At 71.3% G+C, this 15,931-nt stretch carries 16 protein-coding genes; 8 read left to right on the top strand and 8 right to left on the bottom strand.

The window, feature by feature from the left end:
• Nucleotides 1-279: 279 nt before the first annotated feature.
• From acs to OG259_RS22880, 5 genes are all read left to right on the top strand, one after another.
• The gene (acs, locus tag OG259_RS22900; protein WP_328943960.1) at nucleotides 280-2,235 is read left to right on the top strand and encodes an acetate--CoA ligase; all 1,956 of its coding nucleotides are present in this window, start codon (nucleotides 280-282) and stop codon (nucleotides 2,233-2,235) included.
• 239 nt (nucleotides 2,236-2,474) lie between these two features.
• The gene (gene nhaA / locus OG259_RS22895) at nucleotides 2,475-3,872 is read left to right on the top strand and encodes a Na+/H+ antiporter NhaA (RefSeq protein WP_443052001.1); all 1,398 of its coding nucleotides are present in this window, start codon (nucleotides 2,475-2,477) and stop codon (nucleotides 3,870-3,872) included.
• 36 nt (nucleotides 3,873-3,908) lie between these two features.
• A complete protein-coding gene (locus tag OG259_RS22890; RefSeq protein WP_328943959.1) occupies nucleotides 3,909-4,406 on the top strand; it encodes a phage holin family protein in 498 nt (165 codons plus the stop codon).
• On the top strand, nucleotides 4,403-5,341 hold the full coding sequence (locus tag OG259_RS22885; RefSeq protein WP_328943958.1) for an alpha/beta fold hydrolase: 939 nt from the start codon (nucleotides 4,403-4,405) through the stop codon (nucleotides 5,339-5,341). Before OG259_RS22890 ends, OG259_RS22885 begins: the two co-directional genes overlap by 4 nt.
• A gap of 213 nt (nucleotides 5,342-5,554) precedes the next feature.
• The gene (locus OG259_RS22880) at nucleotides 5,555-5,752 is read left to right on the top strand and encodes a hypothetical protein (protein ID WP_328943957.1); all 198 of its coding nucleotides are present in this window, start codon (nucleotides 5,555-5,557) and stop codon (nucleotides 5,750-5,752) included.
• Between the two features lie 46 nt (nucleotides 5,753-5,798).
• Here OG259_RS22880 and OG259_RS22875 read toward each other — a convergent pair whose 3' ends face one another.
• The 3 genes from OG259_RS22875 to nth form a co-directional block, all read right to left on the bottom strand.
• Nucleotides 5,799-6,998 (bottom strand): MarP family serine protease, encoded by a 1,200-nt coding sequence (locus tag OG259_RS22875; RefSeq protein WP_328943956.1) that lies wholly within the window; start codon nucleotides 6,996-6,998, stop codon nucleotides 5,799-5,801.
• Nucleotides 6,999-7,082: 84 nt separating this feature from the next.
• Nucleotides 7,083-7,787 (bottom strand): NUDIX hydrolase, encoded by a 705-nt coding sequence (locus OG259_RS22870; protein WP_328943955.1) that lies wholly within the window; start codon nucleotides 7,785-7,787, stop codon nucleotides 7,083-7,085.
• A 73-nt stretch (nucleotides 7,788-7,860) separates the two neighbouring features.
• Complete coding sequence (nth, locus tag OG259_RS22865; protein WP_443052000.1) at nucleotides 7,861-8,766, bottom strand: endonuclease III; 906 nt, start codon at nucleotides 8,764-8,766, stop codon at nucleotides 7,861-7,863.
• 254 nt (nucleotides 8,767-9,020) lie between these two features.
• On the opposite strand from nth, the gene OG259_RS22860 reads away from it, so the two are divergent.
• Nucleotides 9,021-9,695 (top strand): Crp/Fnr family transcriptional regulator, encoded by a 675-nt coding sequence (locus OG259_RS22860; protein ID WP_015034542.1) that lies wholly within the window; start codon nucleotides 9,021-9,023, stop codon nucleotides 9,693-9,695.
• An 89-nt stretch (nucleotides 9,696-9,784) separates the two neighbouring features.
• Here the strand turns inward: OG259_RS22860 and OG259_RS22855 are convergent, their stop codons facing one another.
• The 5 genes from OG259_RS22855 to OG259_RS22835 form a co-directional block, all read right to left on the bottom strand.
• Nucleotides 9,785-10,669, bottom strand: a complete 885-nt coding sequence (locus OG259_RS22855) for a prohibitin family protein (protein ID WP_328943953.1) — start codon at nucleotides 10,667-10,669, stop codon at nucleotides 9,785-9,787.
• 278 nt (nucleotides 10,670-10,947) lie between these two features.
• Complete coding sequence (locus tag OG259_RS22850) at nucleotides 10,948-11,778, bottom strand: MBL fold metallo-hydrolase (protein WP_328943952.1); 831 nt, start codon at nucleotides 11,776-11,778, stop codon at nucleotides 10,948-10,950.
• Nucleotides 11,775-12,641 carry an NUDIX hydrolase gene (locus OG259_RS22845; RefSeq protein ID WP_328943951.1) on the bottom strand — a complete coding sequence of 289 codons (867 nt, stop codon included), beginning with the start codon at nucleotides 12,639-12,641 and terminating at the stop codon, nucleotides 11,775-11,777. Before OG259_RS22845 ends, OG259_RS22850 begins: the two co-directional genes overlap by 4 nt.
• A 113-nt stretch (nucleotides 12,642-12,754) precedes the next feature.
• Nucleotides 12,755-13,225, bottom strand: coding sequence for a RidA family protein (locus OG259_RS22840; RefSeq protein WP_328943950.1), 471 nt, complete (start codon nucleotides 13,223-13,225; stop codon nucleotides 12,755-12,757).
• Nucleotides 13,222-13,380 carry a DUF4177 domain-containing protein gene (locus OG259_RS22835; RefSeq protein WP_015034547.1) on the bottom strand — a complete coding sequence of 53 codons (159 nt, stop codon included), beginning with the start codon at nucleotides 13,378-13,380 and terminating at the stop codon, nucleotides 13,222-13,224. The genes OG259_RS22840 and OG259_RS22835 overlap by 4 nt, the downstream gene beginning before the upstream one ends.
• A gap of 122 nt (nucleotides 13,381-13,502) precedes the next feature.
• On the opposite strand from OG259_RS22835, the gene OG259_RS22830 reads away from it, so the two are divergent.
• Together OG259_RS22830 and OG259_RS22825 are read left to right on the top strand one after the other, a co-directional pair.
• Nucleotides 13,503-14,465, top strand: a complete 963-nt coding sequence (locus tag OG259_RS22830; RefSeq protein ID WP_266893480.1) for an ArsA family ATPase — start codon at nucleotides 13,503-13,505, stop codon at nucleotides 14,463-14,465.
• A gap of 80 nt (nucleotides 14,466-14,545) precedes the next feature.
• Complete coding sequence (locus OG259_RS22825) at nucleotides 14,546-15,916, top strand: ArsA family ATPase (protein WP_443052139.1); 1,371 nt, start codon at nucleotides 14,546-14,548, stop codon at nucleotides 15,914-15,916.
• Nucleotides 15,917-15,931: the final 15 nt, after the last annotated feature.

Below are 15,931 nucleotides of genomic sequence, written 5' to 3'. Positions count from 1 at the left end.
GACCGCGCGTCCTGAACACGAGGCCGCCGGGACAGGACCGTTGCGTCCTGAAACCGGCGCCGCCGAGACAGGGCCGCGCGTCCTGAACCTTCCGTTCCCCCCGTCCGTGAGACTGTGTGGCCCCTTCTCCCACCGCTCGGGAAGAAGGGGCCCCCGCACGTCGGACGGCTCACAGGTCTAAACCAATTGCCTGGAGGCTCTTGTCACCCGGGCCTCCGACTGATGAGCTATGACGCGGGACACATACGCACAGAGGACGCCCTGGGAAAGGGAGATGTCGTGAGCAACGAAAGCCTGGCCAATCTGCTTCGGGAAGAGCGTCGATTTTCGCCGCCCGCCGAGCTGGCCGCGCACGCCAACGTGACGGCGGAGGCGTACGAGCAGGCCAAGGCGGACAGGCTGGGCTTCTGGGCCGAGCAGGCCAAGCGCCTGACCTGGGCCACCGAGCCGACCGAGACCCTCGACTGGTCGAACCCGCCGTTCGCCAAGTGGTTCGCGGACGGCGAGCTGAACGTCGCGTACAACTGCGTCGACCGGCACGTCGAGGCCGGGAACGGCGACCGGGTCGCCATCCACTTCGAGGGCGAGCCCGGCGACAGCCGCTCGATCACCTACGCCGAGCTCAAGGACGAGGTCTCCAAGGCGGCCAACGCCCTGACCGAGCTGGGCGTCCGGAAGGGCGACCGCGTCGCCGTCTACCTGCCGATGATCCCCGAGGCGGCCATCACGATGCTGGCCTGCGCCCGCGTCGGCGCCGCCCACTCGGTGGTCTTCGGCGGCTTCTCGGCCGACGCCGTCGCCTCCCGCATCCAGGACGCCGACGCCAAGCTGGTCGTCACCGCCGACGGCGGCTACCGCCGTGGCAAGCCGAGCGCCCTCAAGCCGGCCATCGACGAGGCCGTCGCCAAGTGCCCGCAGGTCGAGCACGTCCTCGTGGTCCGCCGTACGGGCCAGGAGACCGCCTTCACCGAGGGCCGCGACGTGTGGTGGGACGACATCGTCGCCCGCCAGTCCGCCGAGCACACCCCGGAGGCCTTCGAGGCGGAGCACCCGCTCTTCATCCTCTACACCTCCGGCACCACCGGGAAGCCGAAGGGCATCCTGCACACCTCCGGCGGCTACCTCACCCAGGCCGCGTACACCCACCACGCCGTCTTCGACCTCAAGCCGGAGTCCGACGTCTACTGGTGCACCGCCGACATCGGCTGGGTCACCGGGCACTCGTACATCGTCTACGGCCCGCTGGCCAACGGCGCGACGCAGGTCATGTACGAGGGCACCCCGGACACCCCGCACCAGGGGCGGTTCTGGGAGATCGTGCAGAAGTACGGCGTCACGATCCTCTACACGGCGCCGACCGCGATCCGCACGTTCATGAAGTGGGGCGACGACATCCCCGCGAAGTTCGACCTGTCCAGCCTCCGCGTCCTCGGCTCGGTCGGCGAGCCGATCAACCCCGAGGCCTGGGTCTGGTACCGCGAGCACATCGGCGCGAACAAGACCCCGATCGTGGACACCTGGTGGCAGACCGAGACCGGCGCGATGATGATCTCGCCGCTGCCGGGCGTCACCGAGACCAAGCCGGGCTCCGCCCAGCGCCCGCTGCCGGGCATCTCCGCCACCGTCGTCGACGACGAGGCCAACGAGGTGCCGAACGGCGGCGGTGGCTACCTGGTCCTCACCGAGCCGTGGCCGTCGATGCTCCGCACCATCTGGGGCGACGACCAGCGCTACATCGACACGTACTGGTCCCGCTTCGAGGGCAAGTACTTCGCCGGTGACGGGGCCAAGAAGGACGAGGACGGCGACATCTGGCTGCTCGGCCGGGTCGACGACGTCATGCTCGTCTCCGGCCACAACATCTCGACCACCGAGGTCGAGTCGGCCCTCGTCTCGCACCCGGCCGTCGCCGAGGCGGCCGTCGTCGGCGCCGCGGACGAGACGACCGGCCAGGCGATCGTCGCCTTCGTCATCCTGCGCGGCACGGCCAGCGAGGACGAGAACCTCGTCGCCGAGCTCCGCAACCACGTCGGCGCGACCCTCGGCCCGATCGCCAAGCCGAAGCGGGTCCTGCCGGTGGCCGAGCTGCCGAAGACCCGCTCGGGCAAGATCATGCGCCGTCTGCTGCGCGACGTGGCGGAGAACCGCGAGCTGGGCGACGTCACGACCCTGACCGACTCGTCGGTCATGTCGCTCATCCAGACCCAGCTGCCGGCCGCCTCCAGCGAGGACTGAGCCCGGCCCGTACGACGCGGAACGCCCGCCCCGATCCACTCGGGGCGGGCGTTCCGTTTGCCCTCCCCGGAAGGGACGAAAGGCGCAAACATCCCTAAAGTGAATCTCGCCGGACACACCCCACGCTCGTTAGGTAAAGTAAGGACCGCGTCAACGACGCGACAAGAAAACCTAGGTGCGCCGGGAAGTCTGGTCGGCATGTGCTCAGTCCTGCCCACCCGACCGGAGGTTTTCCCCACGTGGCCGCGCCCGCACCCACCAACCGCAAGTTCCTCGGCCGTCTCTCGCTGCCCGAGCGGCAGTACATCGCCGACGCCCTGCGCACCGAGACCGTCGGCGGCATCCTGCTGCTCGTCGCCGCCGTCGCCGCCCTCGTGTGGGCCAACACCCCGCTGAGCGACAGCTACGAATCCGTCAGCGACTTCCACATAGGACCCGCCGCCCTCGGCCTCGACCTGTCGATCCAGCACTGGGCCGCCGACGGCCTCCTCGCGGTCTTCTTCTTCGTCGCCGGCATCGAGCTCAAGCGCGAGCTCGTCGCGGGCGAACTGCGCGACCCCAAGGCCGCCGCACTCCCCGTCATCGCCGCCCTCTGCGGCATGGCCGCGCCCGCCCTCGTCTACGTCCTGGTCAACGCCGTCGGCAACGGCTCCATGGACGGCTGGGCCGTCCCCACCGCGACCGACATCGCCTTCGCGCTCGCCGTCCTCGCCGTCATCGGCACCTCCCTGCCCTCCGCGCTGCGCGCCTTCCTGCTCACCCTCGCCGTCGTCGACGACCTCTTCGCGATCCTGATCATCGCGATCTTCTTCACCAGCGACCTGAACTTCGCCGCGCTCGGCGGCGCCGTCGCCGGACTCGTCGTCTTCTGGGTGCTCCTCCGCAAGGAGGTCCGCGGCTGGTACGTGTACGTCCCGCTGGCCCTGGTCATCTGGGGCCTGATGTACAACAGCGGCGTCCACGCCACCATCGCCGGTGTCGCCATGGGCCTGATGCTGCGCTGCACCACCCGGGAAGGCGAGAAGCACTCCCCCGGCGAGCACATCGAGCACCTCGTCCGCCCGATCTCGGCCGGCCTCGCCGTGCCCCTGTTCGCGCTCTTCTCCGCCGGGGTGAGCATCTCCGGCGGAGCGATCCACGACGTGTTCACCCAGCCCGTCACCCTCGGCGTCGTCCTCGGGCTCGTCGTCGGCAAGGCGATCGGCATCTTCGGCGGCACCTGGCTCGCCGCCCGCTTCACCAAGGCGGAACTCAACCCCGACCTGGCCTGGCCGGACGTCTTCGCCGTCGCCACCCTCGCCGGCATCGGCTTCACCGTCTCGCTGCTCATCGGGGAGCTCGCCTTCGCCGGGGACGAGGTCCTCACCGACGAGGTGAAGGCCGCGGTCCTCATCGGCTCGCTCATCGCGGCCGTCCTCGCCTCCGTCCTGCTGAAGCTGCGGGTACGGAGGTACCAGGCCCTCGTCTCCGACGAGGAGCGCGACGACGACCACGACGGCATCCCCGACATCTACGAGCAGGACAACCCGGCGTACCACCTCCGGATGGCCGAGATCTACGAGAAGAAGGCCGCCGAGCACCGCGAGCGCGCCCAACTGGCGGGGGCACCGCGCGACGGGGCCGACCGTCCGGCATGATCTGAGTCGGACTGTAGAAGAGGAGAGGGAGCAGCGATGAGCGACCCGTACGACGGAGCCGAGCGCAGCCTCGGCCAGCTGGTCGCCTCGGCGACCGCCGAGATGTCCGCGCTGGTGCACGACGAGCTCGCCCTGGCCAAGGCCGAGATCCGACAGGACGTCAAGCGCGGTGCGATCGGAAGTGCGGCCGGCATCGCGGCCGCGGTCGTGCTGCTGTTCTCGCTGCCGATGCTGAGCTTCGCGCTCGCGTACGCCATCAACACCTGGACCGGCGGGCACAACGGGAACGGGGGCTGGAACCTCGTCTGGTGCTTCCTGCTGTCCTTCGCCTTCAACGTGCTGGTCGCGGGGCTGCTCGGGCTCCTCGCGTACGCCAAGTTCAAGAAGGTCAAGCCGCCGGAGAGGTCCATCGCCTCGGCCAAGCAGACGGCCGCCGTGCTCTCCACGGTCAAGCCGCACCCGCGTCCGGAGGCGGCCAAGGCACTGGACAAGGCGCTGGACAAGTCCTCCGCTGTGGCACGCTCGTCCGTATGACCCTCCCCGAGAGCAGCAACGGCGGGCCCGTCCGACTCGACGGGCCGTGGACCCATCGCGACGTGGCCGCCAACGGCGCCCGTTTCCACATCGCCGAGATGGGCGACGGCCCGCTGGTGCTGCTCCTGCACGGTTTCCCGCAGTTCTGGTGGACCTGGCGCCATCAGCTGCCCGTCCTCGCCGAGGCCGGTTTCCGGGCCGTCGCGATGGACCTGCGCGGGGTCGGCGGCAGCGACCGCACCCCCCGGGGTTACGACCCCGCCAACCTGGCCCTCGACGTCACCGGTGTGATCCGCTCCCTGGGCGAGCCGGACGCGGCGCTCGTCGGGCACGACCTGGGCGGCTATCTCGCCTGGACGGCGGCCGTGATGCGGCCCAAGCTGGTGCGCCGGCTCGTGGTCTCCTCGATGCCGCACCCGCGCCGCTGGCGTTCGGCGATGCTCTCCGACTTCGCCCAGTCGCGGGCCGGTTCGCACATCTGGGGCTTCCAGCGGCCGTGGCTGCCGGAGCGTCAGCTCGTCGCGGACGACGCGGGGCTCGTGGGCGAGCTGATCCGGGACTGGTCGGGGCCGCAGCCCGTCCGGCCCTCGGAGGAGGCGGCGATCGAGGTGTACCGGCGGGCGATGCTGATCCCGTCGACGGCGCACTGCTCGATCGAGCCGTACCGCTGGATGGTCCGCTCCCTGGCCCGTCCGGACGGAATCCAGTTCAACCGGCGCATGAAGCGGCCGGTGCGGGTGCCGACGCTGCACCTGCACGGCTCTCTCGACCCGGTGATGCGGACCCGGAGCGCGGCGGGCTCGGGCGAGTACGTGGAGGCGCCGTACCGCTGGCGGCTCTTCGACGGCCTCGGTCACTTCCCGCACGAGGAGGACCCGGTGGCCTTCTCGACGGAGCTCGTCAACTGGCTGAAGGACCCCGAGCCCGACCGCTGAGCGACCCGGGCCCGAGCGCCGAGCGACCGCGGGGCCGAGCACTGAGCGACCCGGGCCCCGAGCGTCGAGCGACCGCGAGGCCGACGGCTGACGGTCCCTCTGCCCCCTGCGGGACGTACAGACTTCCTTCGAACGGCCATGTGCCCCGCGCATACTCCAATTGGCGGGCCCCCGGGCGGTTACCGACCTTGGGCCACGGGCAGACGTCGAGGTATGGGCTGGACGCACGACTACGGTGACACGACAGCACGCAACCGCCGCTCGGCCGCAGGGCCGGGCTCCCGCGAGGGGTCCGGACCGCCGGACCCGGGCGGAGCGCACGACGCGCAGGGGGTGGGGATCTCGCGCATCCTCCGCCGCCGGGCCCGCTGGGTCTCGGCCCGGCTCCGGCACCCCCGCGACACCCCCTAGGGGTGTCCGACCCTGATCTGCCGGACGGGCCCTGACGGGCCCGCGCCTACAGGGCGCAGGCCTGGGTGTCGACCTGCTGGTCGGCGGTCATGCCGAGCTCGATGTCCTCACGGATCTCGTCGACCGTGAGGGCGTAGCCGGTGTTCGGGTCGTCGAGGGAGCGGGCGAAGATCACGCCGTACACGTCGCCCTCCGCGGTGAGGAGCGGGCCGCCGGAGTTGCCCTGGCGGACCGTCGTGTACAGCGAGTACACGTCCCTGCGCACATCGCCCCGGCGGTAGATGTCGGGCCCGTCCGCGTTGATGCGGCCGCGCACGCGCGCCGAGCGGACGTCGTACGAGCCGTTCTCCGGGAACCCGGCGACGATCGCGCCGTCGCCGCTGTGGGCGTCCTCTTCGGTGAAGGTCAGCGGGGTGGCCTTGAGGTCCGGCACGTCCAGGACGGCGATGTCGCGCTGCCAGTCGTAGAGGACGACCTTGGCGTCGTAGAGCTTGCCCTCGCCGCCTATCTGGACGGTCGGCTCGTCGACGCCTCCGACGACGTGGGCGTTGGTCATGATCCGGCGGTCGGCGAAGACGAATCCGGTGCCTTCGAGGACCTTTCCGCAGCTCTGCGCGGTGCCGACGACCTTCACGATCGAGCGCTGGGCGCGGGCCGCGACCGGGCTCTCGGCGAGCGCCGGGTCGGGCGGGGTGACCGGGGTGATCGGTTCGTTGGCGAAGGGGCTGAAGACGGGCGGGAAGCCGCTGCGGGCCAGGGTGGACGTGAAGTCGTCGAACCAGCCCGACGCCTGATCCGGCATCACTTGCTCGACCCCGAGCAGGACCTTCGAGTTTCGCACCTCCTTGCCCAGGGTGGGCATGGTGGTACGGGCGAGCCCGGAGCCGATGAGCCAGGCCACGAGCAGCATCGCGACGACGTTGACCAGGGCGCCGCCGGTGGCGTCGAGGGCGCGGGCGGGTGACCAGGTGATGTGCCGGCGCAGTTTGTTGCCGAGGTGGGTGGTGAGGGCCTGGCCGACGGAGGCGCAGACGATCACCACCATCACGAAGACGACCGTGGCCGTGGTCGAGACCTCGCTGTTGTCGGTCAGCTGGTCCCAGAGGATCGGCAGCAGCAGAACGGCGACGAGACCGCCGCCGAGGAAGCCGATCACCGACAGGATGCCGACCACGAAGCCCTGGCGGTAACCGATGATCGCGAACCACACGGCGGCGAGCAGCAACAAGATGTCCAGCACGTTCACCGTCAATTGCCTCGCAGATTCGTTTCCGGTCGCCGGGGATCAGCCGGTCCGCCGGGGTTCAGCCATTCCACCGGGTTCAGCCTGTCATGAGCGCCAGTCGAGCGGGACCTGCTTGGACCGGTCCCAGGGGCGCTCCCAGCCGGAGAAGTGCAGGAGCCGGTCGATCACCCCGGCCGTAAAACCCCAGACCACAGCGGAGGCGACCAGGAACGCGGGGCCCAGGTGGCCGCTCGGGTGGACCGTGGTCACCCGGTTCGCGGGGTCCGTGAGATCCGCCACGGGCACGGTGAAGACCCGGGCGGTCTCGCCGGGGTCGACGACTCCGACGGGGCTGGGCGTACGCCACCAGCCCAGGACCGGGGTGACGACGAAGCCGCTGACCGGGATGTAGAGCTGCGGAAGGACGCCGAAGAGCTGGACGCCCGCCGGGTCGAGTCCGGTCTCCTCCCGGGCCTCGCGCAGGGCGGCGCGCAGCAGCCCGCCGTCCTCGGGGTCGCCGTCCTCGGGGTCGAGGGCACCGCCGGGGAAGGAGGGCTGCCCGGCGTGCGAGCGGAGGCTGCCGGCCCGCTCCATGAGCAGCAGCTCGGGGCCGCGCTCTCCCTCGCCGAAGAGGACGAGGACGGCGGACTGGCGCCCGGCGCCGCTCTCGGGCGGCAGGAAGCGGCTCAGCTGCTCGGGCTCGACCGTGCGGGCGGCCCGGTCGACGGGCCCGAGCCAGTCGGGCAGCCCGTCCCTGCTGAGCAGCCCGCCGGTGCCGGGCCCGTGGATCTCTTCGTCAGTGCGCGTCATAGGCACCCCCGAGTTTCACAACGCGATCGATGTACGGGTTCGTTCCCTGTGGGTCCACGCTCACGGACCGTACTCAGCCTCCGGCGCCCAGCGGCGGCGCCGGGCGACCCGGGTAGCCGGGCGGCGGGTCGAGCCGCTGGCCCGGGAAGCCGCCCATCTCGTACTTGAGCAGCTTCTTCGCCTTCTCGGGGTCGGTCTCGCCCTCGCCGTACGAGGGGCAGAGGTGGGTGATCGGGCAGGCGCCGCAGGCGGGCTTGCGGGCGTGGCAGATCCGGCGGCCGTGGAAGATCACCCGGTGCGAGAGCATCGTCCACTCGCTCTTCGGGAAGATCTCGGCGATCTCCGCCTCGATCTTCACCGGGTCCTCCTGCTCGGTCCACTTCCAGCGCCGGACGAGCCGCATGAAGTGGGTGTCGACGGTGATACCGGGGACCCCGAAGGCGTTGCCGAGGACGACGAAGGCGGTCTTGCGGCCGACGCCGGGAAGTTTGACGAGGTCGTCGAGGCGGCCGGGGACCTCGCCTGCGAAGTCGTCCCTGAGGGCGGCGGCGAGCCCCATGATCGACTTGGTCTTGGCGCGGAAGAAGCCCGTGGGGCGGATGAGCTCCTCGACCTCCTCGGGCACGGCGGCGGCGAGGTCCTCGGGCGTGGGGTACTTCGCGAAGAGGGCCGGGGTGGTCTGGTTGACCCGCAGGTCGGTGGTCTGCGCCGAGAGGACCGTGGCGACGAGCAGCTCGAAGGGGTTGCGGAAGTCGAGCTCCGGATGGGCGTACGGGAAGACCTCGGCCAGCTCACGGTTGATCTTGCGGGCCCTGCGGACCATCGCGAGCCGCGACTCGGGCTTCGCGGGCTTGGCGGGCTTCGCGGGCTTGGCCGCCTCGGCGGGCTTGGCGGGCTTGGCGGGCTTGGCGCGCTTCGCCGGCTCGACCGGCTTCCGATTTGTGGCTTTCGCCCGTTTCGACACGCCGCGTTCGCCCACAGCGGAATTACCTTCGGCCGACACTCTTTCAGCCCCCTTGGCCTGCGCTCTCACCGGCGAGTTGGACACCCGGCCAGCCTAGGGGCCACCGCCGACATCCGCCCCGGGCGTGGCCGATCAGAGCCCAATCGGGCCCTGACGTACGGACCGGCGGCTCGGTACGTCAAACTTGTTGTGATTGATCGCACTGTTTTGTACGTCCGGCATCATGGGACGCAGGTCCCCTGAGCAGGTCGACAGTATGGAGAGAACTCGTGGACGACGTTCTGCGGCGCGCCCCGCTCTTCGCGGCGCTCGATGACGAGCAGGCTGCCGAGCTGCGCGCCTCGATGAGTGAGGCGACGCTCGCCCGTGGCGACGCGCTCTTCCACGAGGGCGACCCCGGCGACCGCCTGTACGTGGTCACCGAGGGCAAGGTGAAGCTGCACCGCACCTCCCCCGACGGCCGGGAGAACATGCTGGCCGTGCTCGGCCCCGGCGAGCTCATCGGTGAGCTGTCGCTCTTCGACCCGGGCCCGCGCACCGCGACCGCGACGGCGCTGACCGAGGTCAAGCTGCTCGGCCTGGGCCACGGCGACCTCCAGCCCTGGCTGAACGCCCGCCCCGAGGTGGCCACCGCGCTGCTGCGCGCCGTCGCCCGCCGACTGCGCAAGACCAACGACCAGATGTCCGACCTGGTCTTCTCCGACGTCCCGGGCCGTGTCGCCCGCGCGCTCCTCGACCTGTCGCGCCGCTTCGGCGTGCAGTCGGAGGAGGGCATCCACGTCGTCCACGACCTCACCCAGGAAGAGCTGGCCCAGCTGGTCGGCGCCTCCCGCGAGACGGTCAACAAGGCGCTCGCCGACTTCGCCCAGCGCGGCTGGCTGCGCCTGGAGGCCCGCGCCGTGATCCTGCTGGACGTGGAGCGCCTCGCGAAGCGCTCGCGGTAGCCACCCGCGCGTGCATACGCGCGTACGTACGTGAAAAGGCCGCCCCGGCCGATACGGACCGGGGCGGCCTTTTCGCGTGTCTCGGCAGATCAGCGCTTGGAGCCGTCCACGATCACCGGGGCGGAGGAACCGTTCGCGCAGGGCACGGTGTAGATCGGGTTCTTCGCCGCGGCCTCCTTGAACGCGTCGATGCACTGGTTCATCAGGACCCGGTCCGTCAGCGAGTCGTTGAGGATCTTGTTGGCGCGGGCGATGCCCTCCGCCTCGATCCGGCGCCGGTCGGACTCGGCCTTGGCGGTACGGGCGGCCTCGGTGGCCCGCTCGGTGGCCTGCTGCTGCTGGATCTTGCGGTCGATCTGGCTCTGGAGCGAGTCCGAGGGCTTCACGTTGCGCAGGTTGACCGTGGTCACGTCGATGCCGCGCGGGGCCAGTCGCTCCTTGATCAGGGAGCCGATCTCGGCGTTGATCTTCTCGCGGTCGGAGGCGTACCCCTGCTCGCTGGTGTAGCGGGCGAAGACGTTACGGACGATCTCCCGGCTGTCCGGGTAGACCAGCCGCTGCTGGATGGCGTCCTCGCTGCCGGCGAGCTTGTACAGCTCCACGGACTTGCCCGGGACGACGGCCCACTTCACCGTCACCTCGGCGTACATGACGCCGCCCTGCGAGGAGCGGACCTCGACCACGTCCTTGTCGGAGAGGTTGAGGTCGACCGGGCGGGTCGAGAAGGTCGTGACGTCGGTGAAGGGCGACTTCACGTGCATGCCCGAGGTCATCGGCGAGCCGACCTTGCCGAAGGCGACCGGCACACCGACCTCGTACGCGCTGATCACGTACGTCATGCTCACGATCAGCGAGAACAGGCCGGCCAGGACCGCGCCGAGAGCGCCGAACTTCAGCCCCTTGGAGTCGTTGGCGCGGCCGACGAAAAAGAGCACCACTGCGGCTATGACCAGCAGGATGGCGATGACGAACACGGGCTTCCCCCCGAGAGCTACGGCCAGATATAAGCGGAGCGTAAGACACGAGGGAAGGCCCGGGGGTTCCCGGGGTCCGTCAGCGGGCGTCCGCGGGCTTGCGAGCGGGCCCCGCCCGAGCCCGCGACCGGTCCAAGCCCAGGACCGCCCAGGACCGCCCAGCCCGGCCCGGCCCGGTCCAGCCCAGCCCAGGACCCCGCAGCCCGACCCAGGCCTCGCCCAAGCCCCGCCTGAACCAGACGGCGCCTGAACCAGGCCGCGCCTGGGCCAGACCGCGCCTAGACCAGACCGCGCTCCCTCAGGTACTCCAGCTGCGCCCGTACGGACAGCTCGGCCGCCGGCCACAGCGAGCGGTCCACGTCCGCGTACACATGGGCGACGACCTCCGCCGCCGTCCGGTGGCCGCTCTCGACCGCCGTCTCGACCTGGGCGAGCCTGTTCGCCCGGTGCGCGAGATAGAACTCCACGGCCCCCTGGGCGTCCTCCAGGACCGGCCCGTGGCCCGGCAGGACCGTGTGCACGCCGTCGTCGACGGTGAGCGAGCGCAGCCGCCGCAGCGAGTCCAGGTAGTCGCCGAGGCGCCCGTCCGGATGGGCCACCATCGTCGTCCCGCGCCCCAGGATCGTGTCGCCGGTCAGCACCGCCCGGTCGGCGGGCAGGTGGAAGGAGAGCGAGTCGGAGGTGTGGCCGGGCGTCGGGACGACCCGCAGCTCCAGGCCGCCGACGGTCACCACGTCCCCCGCGGCGAGCCCCTCGTCGCCGAGCCGCAGCGCCGGGTCCAGGGCCCGTACGGCCGTCCCGGTCAGCTCGGCGAAGAGCCCGGCGCCCTCCGCGTGGTCCGGGTGGCCGTGGGTCAGCAGGGTGAGCGCGACCCGCTTGCCGAGCTTGTCCGCCGTGTCGATCACATGGCGCAGATGGGACTCGTCGAGCGGGCCCGGGTCGACGACGACGGCGAGGTCGGAGCCGGGCTCCGAGAGGAGCCAGGTGTTGGTGCCGTCGAGGGTCATCGCGGACGGGTTCGGCGCGAGGACGTTCACGGCGCGGTCGGTCGCGGGCCCGGAGACCACCAGTCCGCGCGGCTGGCCGGGCAGGGCCGCGGCGGCGCTCACCGCGCGTCTCCCATCGGGATGATCTTGGTGAACTCCTCGTGCCCCGGCCAGCTCAGGACCAGCTCGTCGCCGTCCAGACGCGCCTGCGCGAGCACGGGGGCCATGTCCTGCTCCCGGGCCCCCGCGAGGGCCTCGGCGGCCGTTCCGTACGGCTCCAGGGTGCGCAGGGTCGAGATCGTCGGCGGCATCATCGTCAGCTCGCCCCGGTCGTAACCGGCGGCGGCCTCCGCCGGGCGGATCCAGACGGTCCGGTCGGCCTCCGTGGAGGCGTTCCGGGTGCGCTGCCCGGCCGGCAGCGCGGCCACGAAGAACCAGGTGTCATACCGGCGCTGCTCGAACTCCGGCGTGATCCAGCGGGCCCAGGCGCCGAGCAGGTCGGAGCGCACGACGAGGCCGCGCCGGTCCAGGAAGTCGGCGAAGGACAGCTCCCGGGCGACGAGAGCCTCCCGGTCCCGCTCCCACTCCTCGCCGGTCGTGTCGCCCACGACCGCGTCCTCGGTCTCCCCGGCGAGCAGGACGCCCGCCTCCTCGTACGTCTCGCGTACGGCGGCGCAGACCACCGCCTGGGCCTGCGCGGGGTCCTGGAGGCCGAGCCGGGCCGCCCAGGCCTCCAGGGAGGGCCCCGCCCAGCGCACCGGGTGCTCGTCGCGCGGGTCGACGCCACCGCCGGGGTAGGCGTACGCGCCGCCCGCGAAGGCCATCGAGGCCCGGCGGCGGAGCATGTGGACATCGGGACCGGCGTCACCGTCCCGCAGGAGCAGGACGGTGGCGGCGCGCCGGGGGGTCACCGGGGTGAGTTCACCGGCGGCGAGGGCGCGGATGCGGTCGGGCCACTCGGGCGGGTACCACTGACCATTCGACATGGCCGGATGCTATGCGCAAGTACATGAATGCACGAGAGCCGGTTCTTCTGTCCGAGAAGAACCGGCTCTCGTCACGTACGTGCGTACGCGCCCGCGTGTGCGGTGGTGGAGGCTCAGGCCTCGACCAGCTCCACCTGGACCTCGACCTCGACCGGGGCGTCGAGCGGCAGCACGGTCACGCCGACGGCGCTGCGCGCGTGGACGCCCTTGTCGCCGAGGACCGCGCCGAGCAGCTCGCTGGCGCCGTTGATGACGCCCGGCTGGCCGGTGAAGTCGGGCGCGGAGGCGACGAAGCCGACGACCTTCACGACCCGCTTGATCCGGTCCAGGTCACCGGCGACCGACTTCACGGCCGCGAGGGCGTTCAGCGCGCAGGTGGCCGCGAGCTGCTTGGCCTCGTCGGCGGTGACCTCGCCGCCGACCTTGCCGGTCAGCTGGAGCTTGCCGTCCACCATCGGGAGCTGGCCCGAGGTGTAGACGTACACGCCCGACTGCACGGCCGGCTGGTAGGCGGCCAGCGGCGGCACGACGGCCGGCAGGGTCAGGCCGAGCTCGGCGAGCTTCGCCTCGACGGCCCCGCTCACGACTTGGCCCGCTTCAGGTAGGCCACGAGCTGCTCGGGGTTGTTCGGCCCGGGCACGACCTGGACGAGCTCCCAGCCGTCCTCGCCCCAGGTGTCCAGAATCTGCTTGGTCGCGTGCACCAGAAGCGGCACCGTGACGTACTCCCACTTGGTCATGGGCCCGACTGTATCCGCTGCCGCGGGGCGGTTCCCCGAAGCGGCCCTGAAGCTGCCCCTAGGGAGCTTCTCCGGGGCGGCCTCCTGATTGGGCGCCGCCGCCAGTGGTTAGGCTCGACAGCGTGAGCAGGCTCCAGGTCGTCAGCGGCAAGGGCGGTACCGGTAAGACGACGGTCGCCGCCGCCCTCGCGCTCGCCCTCGCGACGGAGGGCAAGCGCACCCTCCTCGTCGAGGTCGAAGGCAGACAGGGCATCGCACAGCTCTTCGAGACGGAGTCCCTTCCGTACGAGGAGCGCAAGATCGCCGTCGCCCCGGGCGGCGGGGAGGTGTACGCGCTGGCGATCGACGCCGAGCGCGCGCTCCTCGACTACCTCCAGATGTTCTACAAACTGGGCACCGCGGGGCGGGCCCTGAAGAAGCTCGGCGCGATCGACTTCGCGACGACGATAGCGCCGGGCGTACGGGACGTCCTGCTGACCGGCAAGGCGTGCGAGGCGGTCCGCCGGCGCGAGAAGCACGGCGGCCACACCTACGACCACGTGGTGATGGACGCGCCGCCCACCGGCCGCATCACCCGCTTCCTCAACGTCAACGACGAGGTGGCCGGCCTGGCGAGGATCGGCCCGATACACAATCAGGCGCAGGCCGTCATGCGGGTCCTCAAGTCCCCCGAGACCGCCGTGCACTTGGTGACCCTCCTGGAGGAGATGCCGGTCCAGGAGACCGCGGACGGCATCGCGGAGCTCCGCGCGGCCGAGCTCCCGGTGGGGCGGGTCGTGGTGAACATGGTCCGGCCGCACGTCCTGGACGAGGCGGCGGTACGGGCCGCCTCCGGCGACCATCGGGAGGCGATCGCCAGGACGCTGGCCTCCGTGGGCGTCGCGGGCGGTACGACGCTGGTCGAGCCGCTCCTCGACCAGGCGTCCGAGCACGCCCGGCGGGTGGAGCTGGAACGGACGCAGCGCGCGGTCCTGGACGACATCGGCGTCCCCTCGTACGAGCTCCCCTTCCTGGGGGACGGGGCGGACATCGCGGGGCTCTACCGGCTGGCGAAGGAACTGCGGAAGCAAGGGGTGGGCGCGTGACGGAGAAGTCCCCCGACGGTCGCGGCACGACCCCGGCCCCGGCCGCCGGCCGTCGCGGCACGACCCCGGCCGATCGCGACGTGGCCCCGGGCTCCGACGGTCGCGGCACGGCCGCCGAGACGCACGGGCTCGACGCCGTTCCCGTCCTGGATCTCGACCCGCTGATCGACGACCTCGGCACCCGCATCATCGTCTGCTGCGGCGCGGGCGGGGTCGGCAAGACGACCACGGCGGCGGCGCTCGGCGTACGGGCGGCGGAGCGCGGGCGCCGGGTCGTCGTCCTCACCATCGACCCGGCCCGCCGCCTCGCCCAGTCGATGGGCATCGACTCCCTCGACAACACCCCGCGCAAGGTCGACGGAATCAAGGGCTCCGACGGCGGCGAACTCCACGCGATGATGCTGGACATGAAGCGGACCTTCGACGAGATCGTCGAGTCGCACGCGGAGCCCGACCGGGCCCGGGCGATCCTGGAGAACCCCTTCTACCAGTCCCTGTCGGCCGGATTCGCCGGTACGCAGGAGTACATGGCGATGGAGAAGCTGGGCCAGCTCCGGGCGCGTGACGAGTGGGACCTGATCGTCGTGGACACCCCGCCGTCCCGGTCCGCGCTGGACTTCCTGGACGCGCCGAAGCGGCTCGGGTCGTTCCTGGACGGGAAGTTCATCAAGCTGCTGATGGCGCCGGCGAAGGTGGGCGGCCGGGCCGGGATGAAGTTCCTGAACGTCGGCATGTCGATGATGACGGGGACCCTCGGAAAGCTGCTGGGGGGTCAGTTCCTCAAGGACGTCCAGACGTTCGTCGCGGCGATGGACACGATGTTCGGCGGCTTCCGGACCCGCGCCGACGCCACGTACAAGCTGCTCCAGGCCCCGGGCACGGCCTTCCTCGTGGTGGCCACGCCGGAGCGGGACGCGCTGCGCGAGGCCGCGTACTTCGTGGAGCGGCTGGCCGCGGAGGGGATGCCGCTGGCCGGTCTCGTCCTCAATCGCGTCCACGGCAGTGGCGCCGCCCGGCTTTCGGCCGAGCGGGCGCGGGCCGCGGCGGAAAATCTTGACGAGGGGCGGATTGTGGATCAGGGGGGCGGGAAGACTGACCGGAGTGGCTCCCCGGCCACCGCACACGAGCAGTCCGATCTCGCCACCGCCGCCGCACATCCCGTACCCGAGGCTGCCCCCACAGCCGAACCGGCACAGGAAACAGACGTAAGCGACGTAGACGACGTAGAAGCAGACGACGTGGACGACGCCGACGTACGACATCTCACCGCGGGACTTCTGCGCCTGCATGCCGAGCGCATGCGGGTGCTCGCGCGTGAGCAGCGCACGCGTGACCGCTTCACCGCGCTTCACCCCGAGGTGGCGGTGACCGAAGTGGCGGCCCTGCCCGGCGATGTGCACGACCTCGCCGGGCTGCGGGCCATCGGCGACCGGCTCACGGCCGGTCGATAGGCCTCGGCTACCCCA

Source organism: Streptomyces sp. NBC_00250 (genome assembly GCF_036192275.1).
GTDB lineage: Bacteria > Actinomycetota > Actinomycetes > Streptomycetales > Streptomycetaceae > Streptomyces.
This window is presented reverse-complemented; position numbering and strand designations above follow the sequence as displayed.

Bases quoted from the DNA above. Each gene is read 5' to 3' on its own strand.
- OG259_RS22845 (WP_328943951.1), bottom strand. From the start codon at position 12,641: ATGTCGAATGGTCAGTGGTACCCGCCCGAGTGGCCCGACCGCATCCGC.
- OG259_RS22890 (WP_328943959.1), top strand. From the start codon at position 3,909: ATGAGCGACCCGTACGACGGAGCCGAGCGCAGCCTCGGCCAGCTGGTC.
- OG259_RS22885 (WP_328943958.1), top strand. From the start codon at position 4,403: ATGACCCTCCCCGAGAGCAGCAACGGCGGGCCCGTCCGACTCGACGGG.
- OG259_RS22870 (WP_328943955.1), bottom strand. From the start codon at position 7,787: ATGACGCGCACTGACGAAGAGATCCACGGGCCCGGCACCGGCGGGCTG.
- OG259_RS22835 (WP_015034547.1), bottom strand. From the start codon at position 13,380: ATGACCAAGTGGGAGTACGTCACGGTGCCGCTTCTGGTGCACGCGACC.
- OG259_RS22880 (WP_328943957.1), top strand. From the start codon at position 5,555: ATGGGCTGGACGCACGACTACGGTGACACGACAGCACGCAACCGCCGC.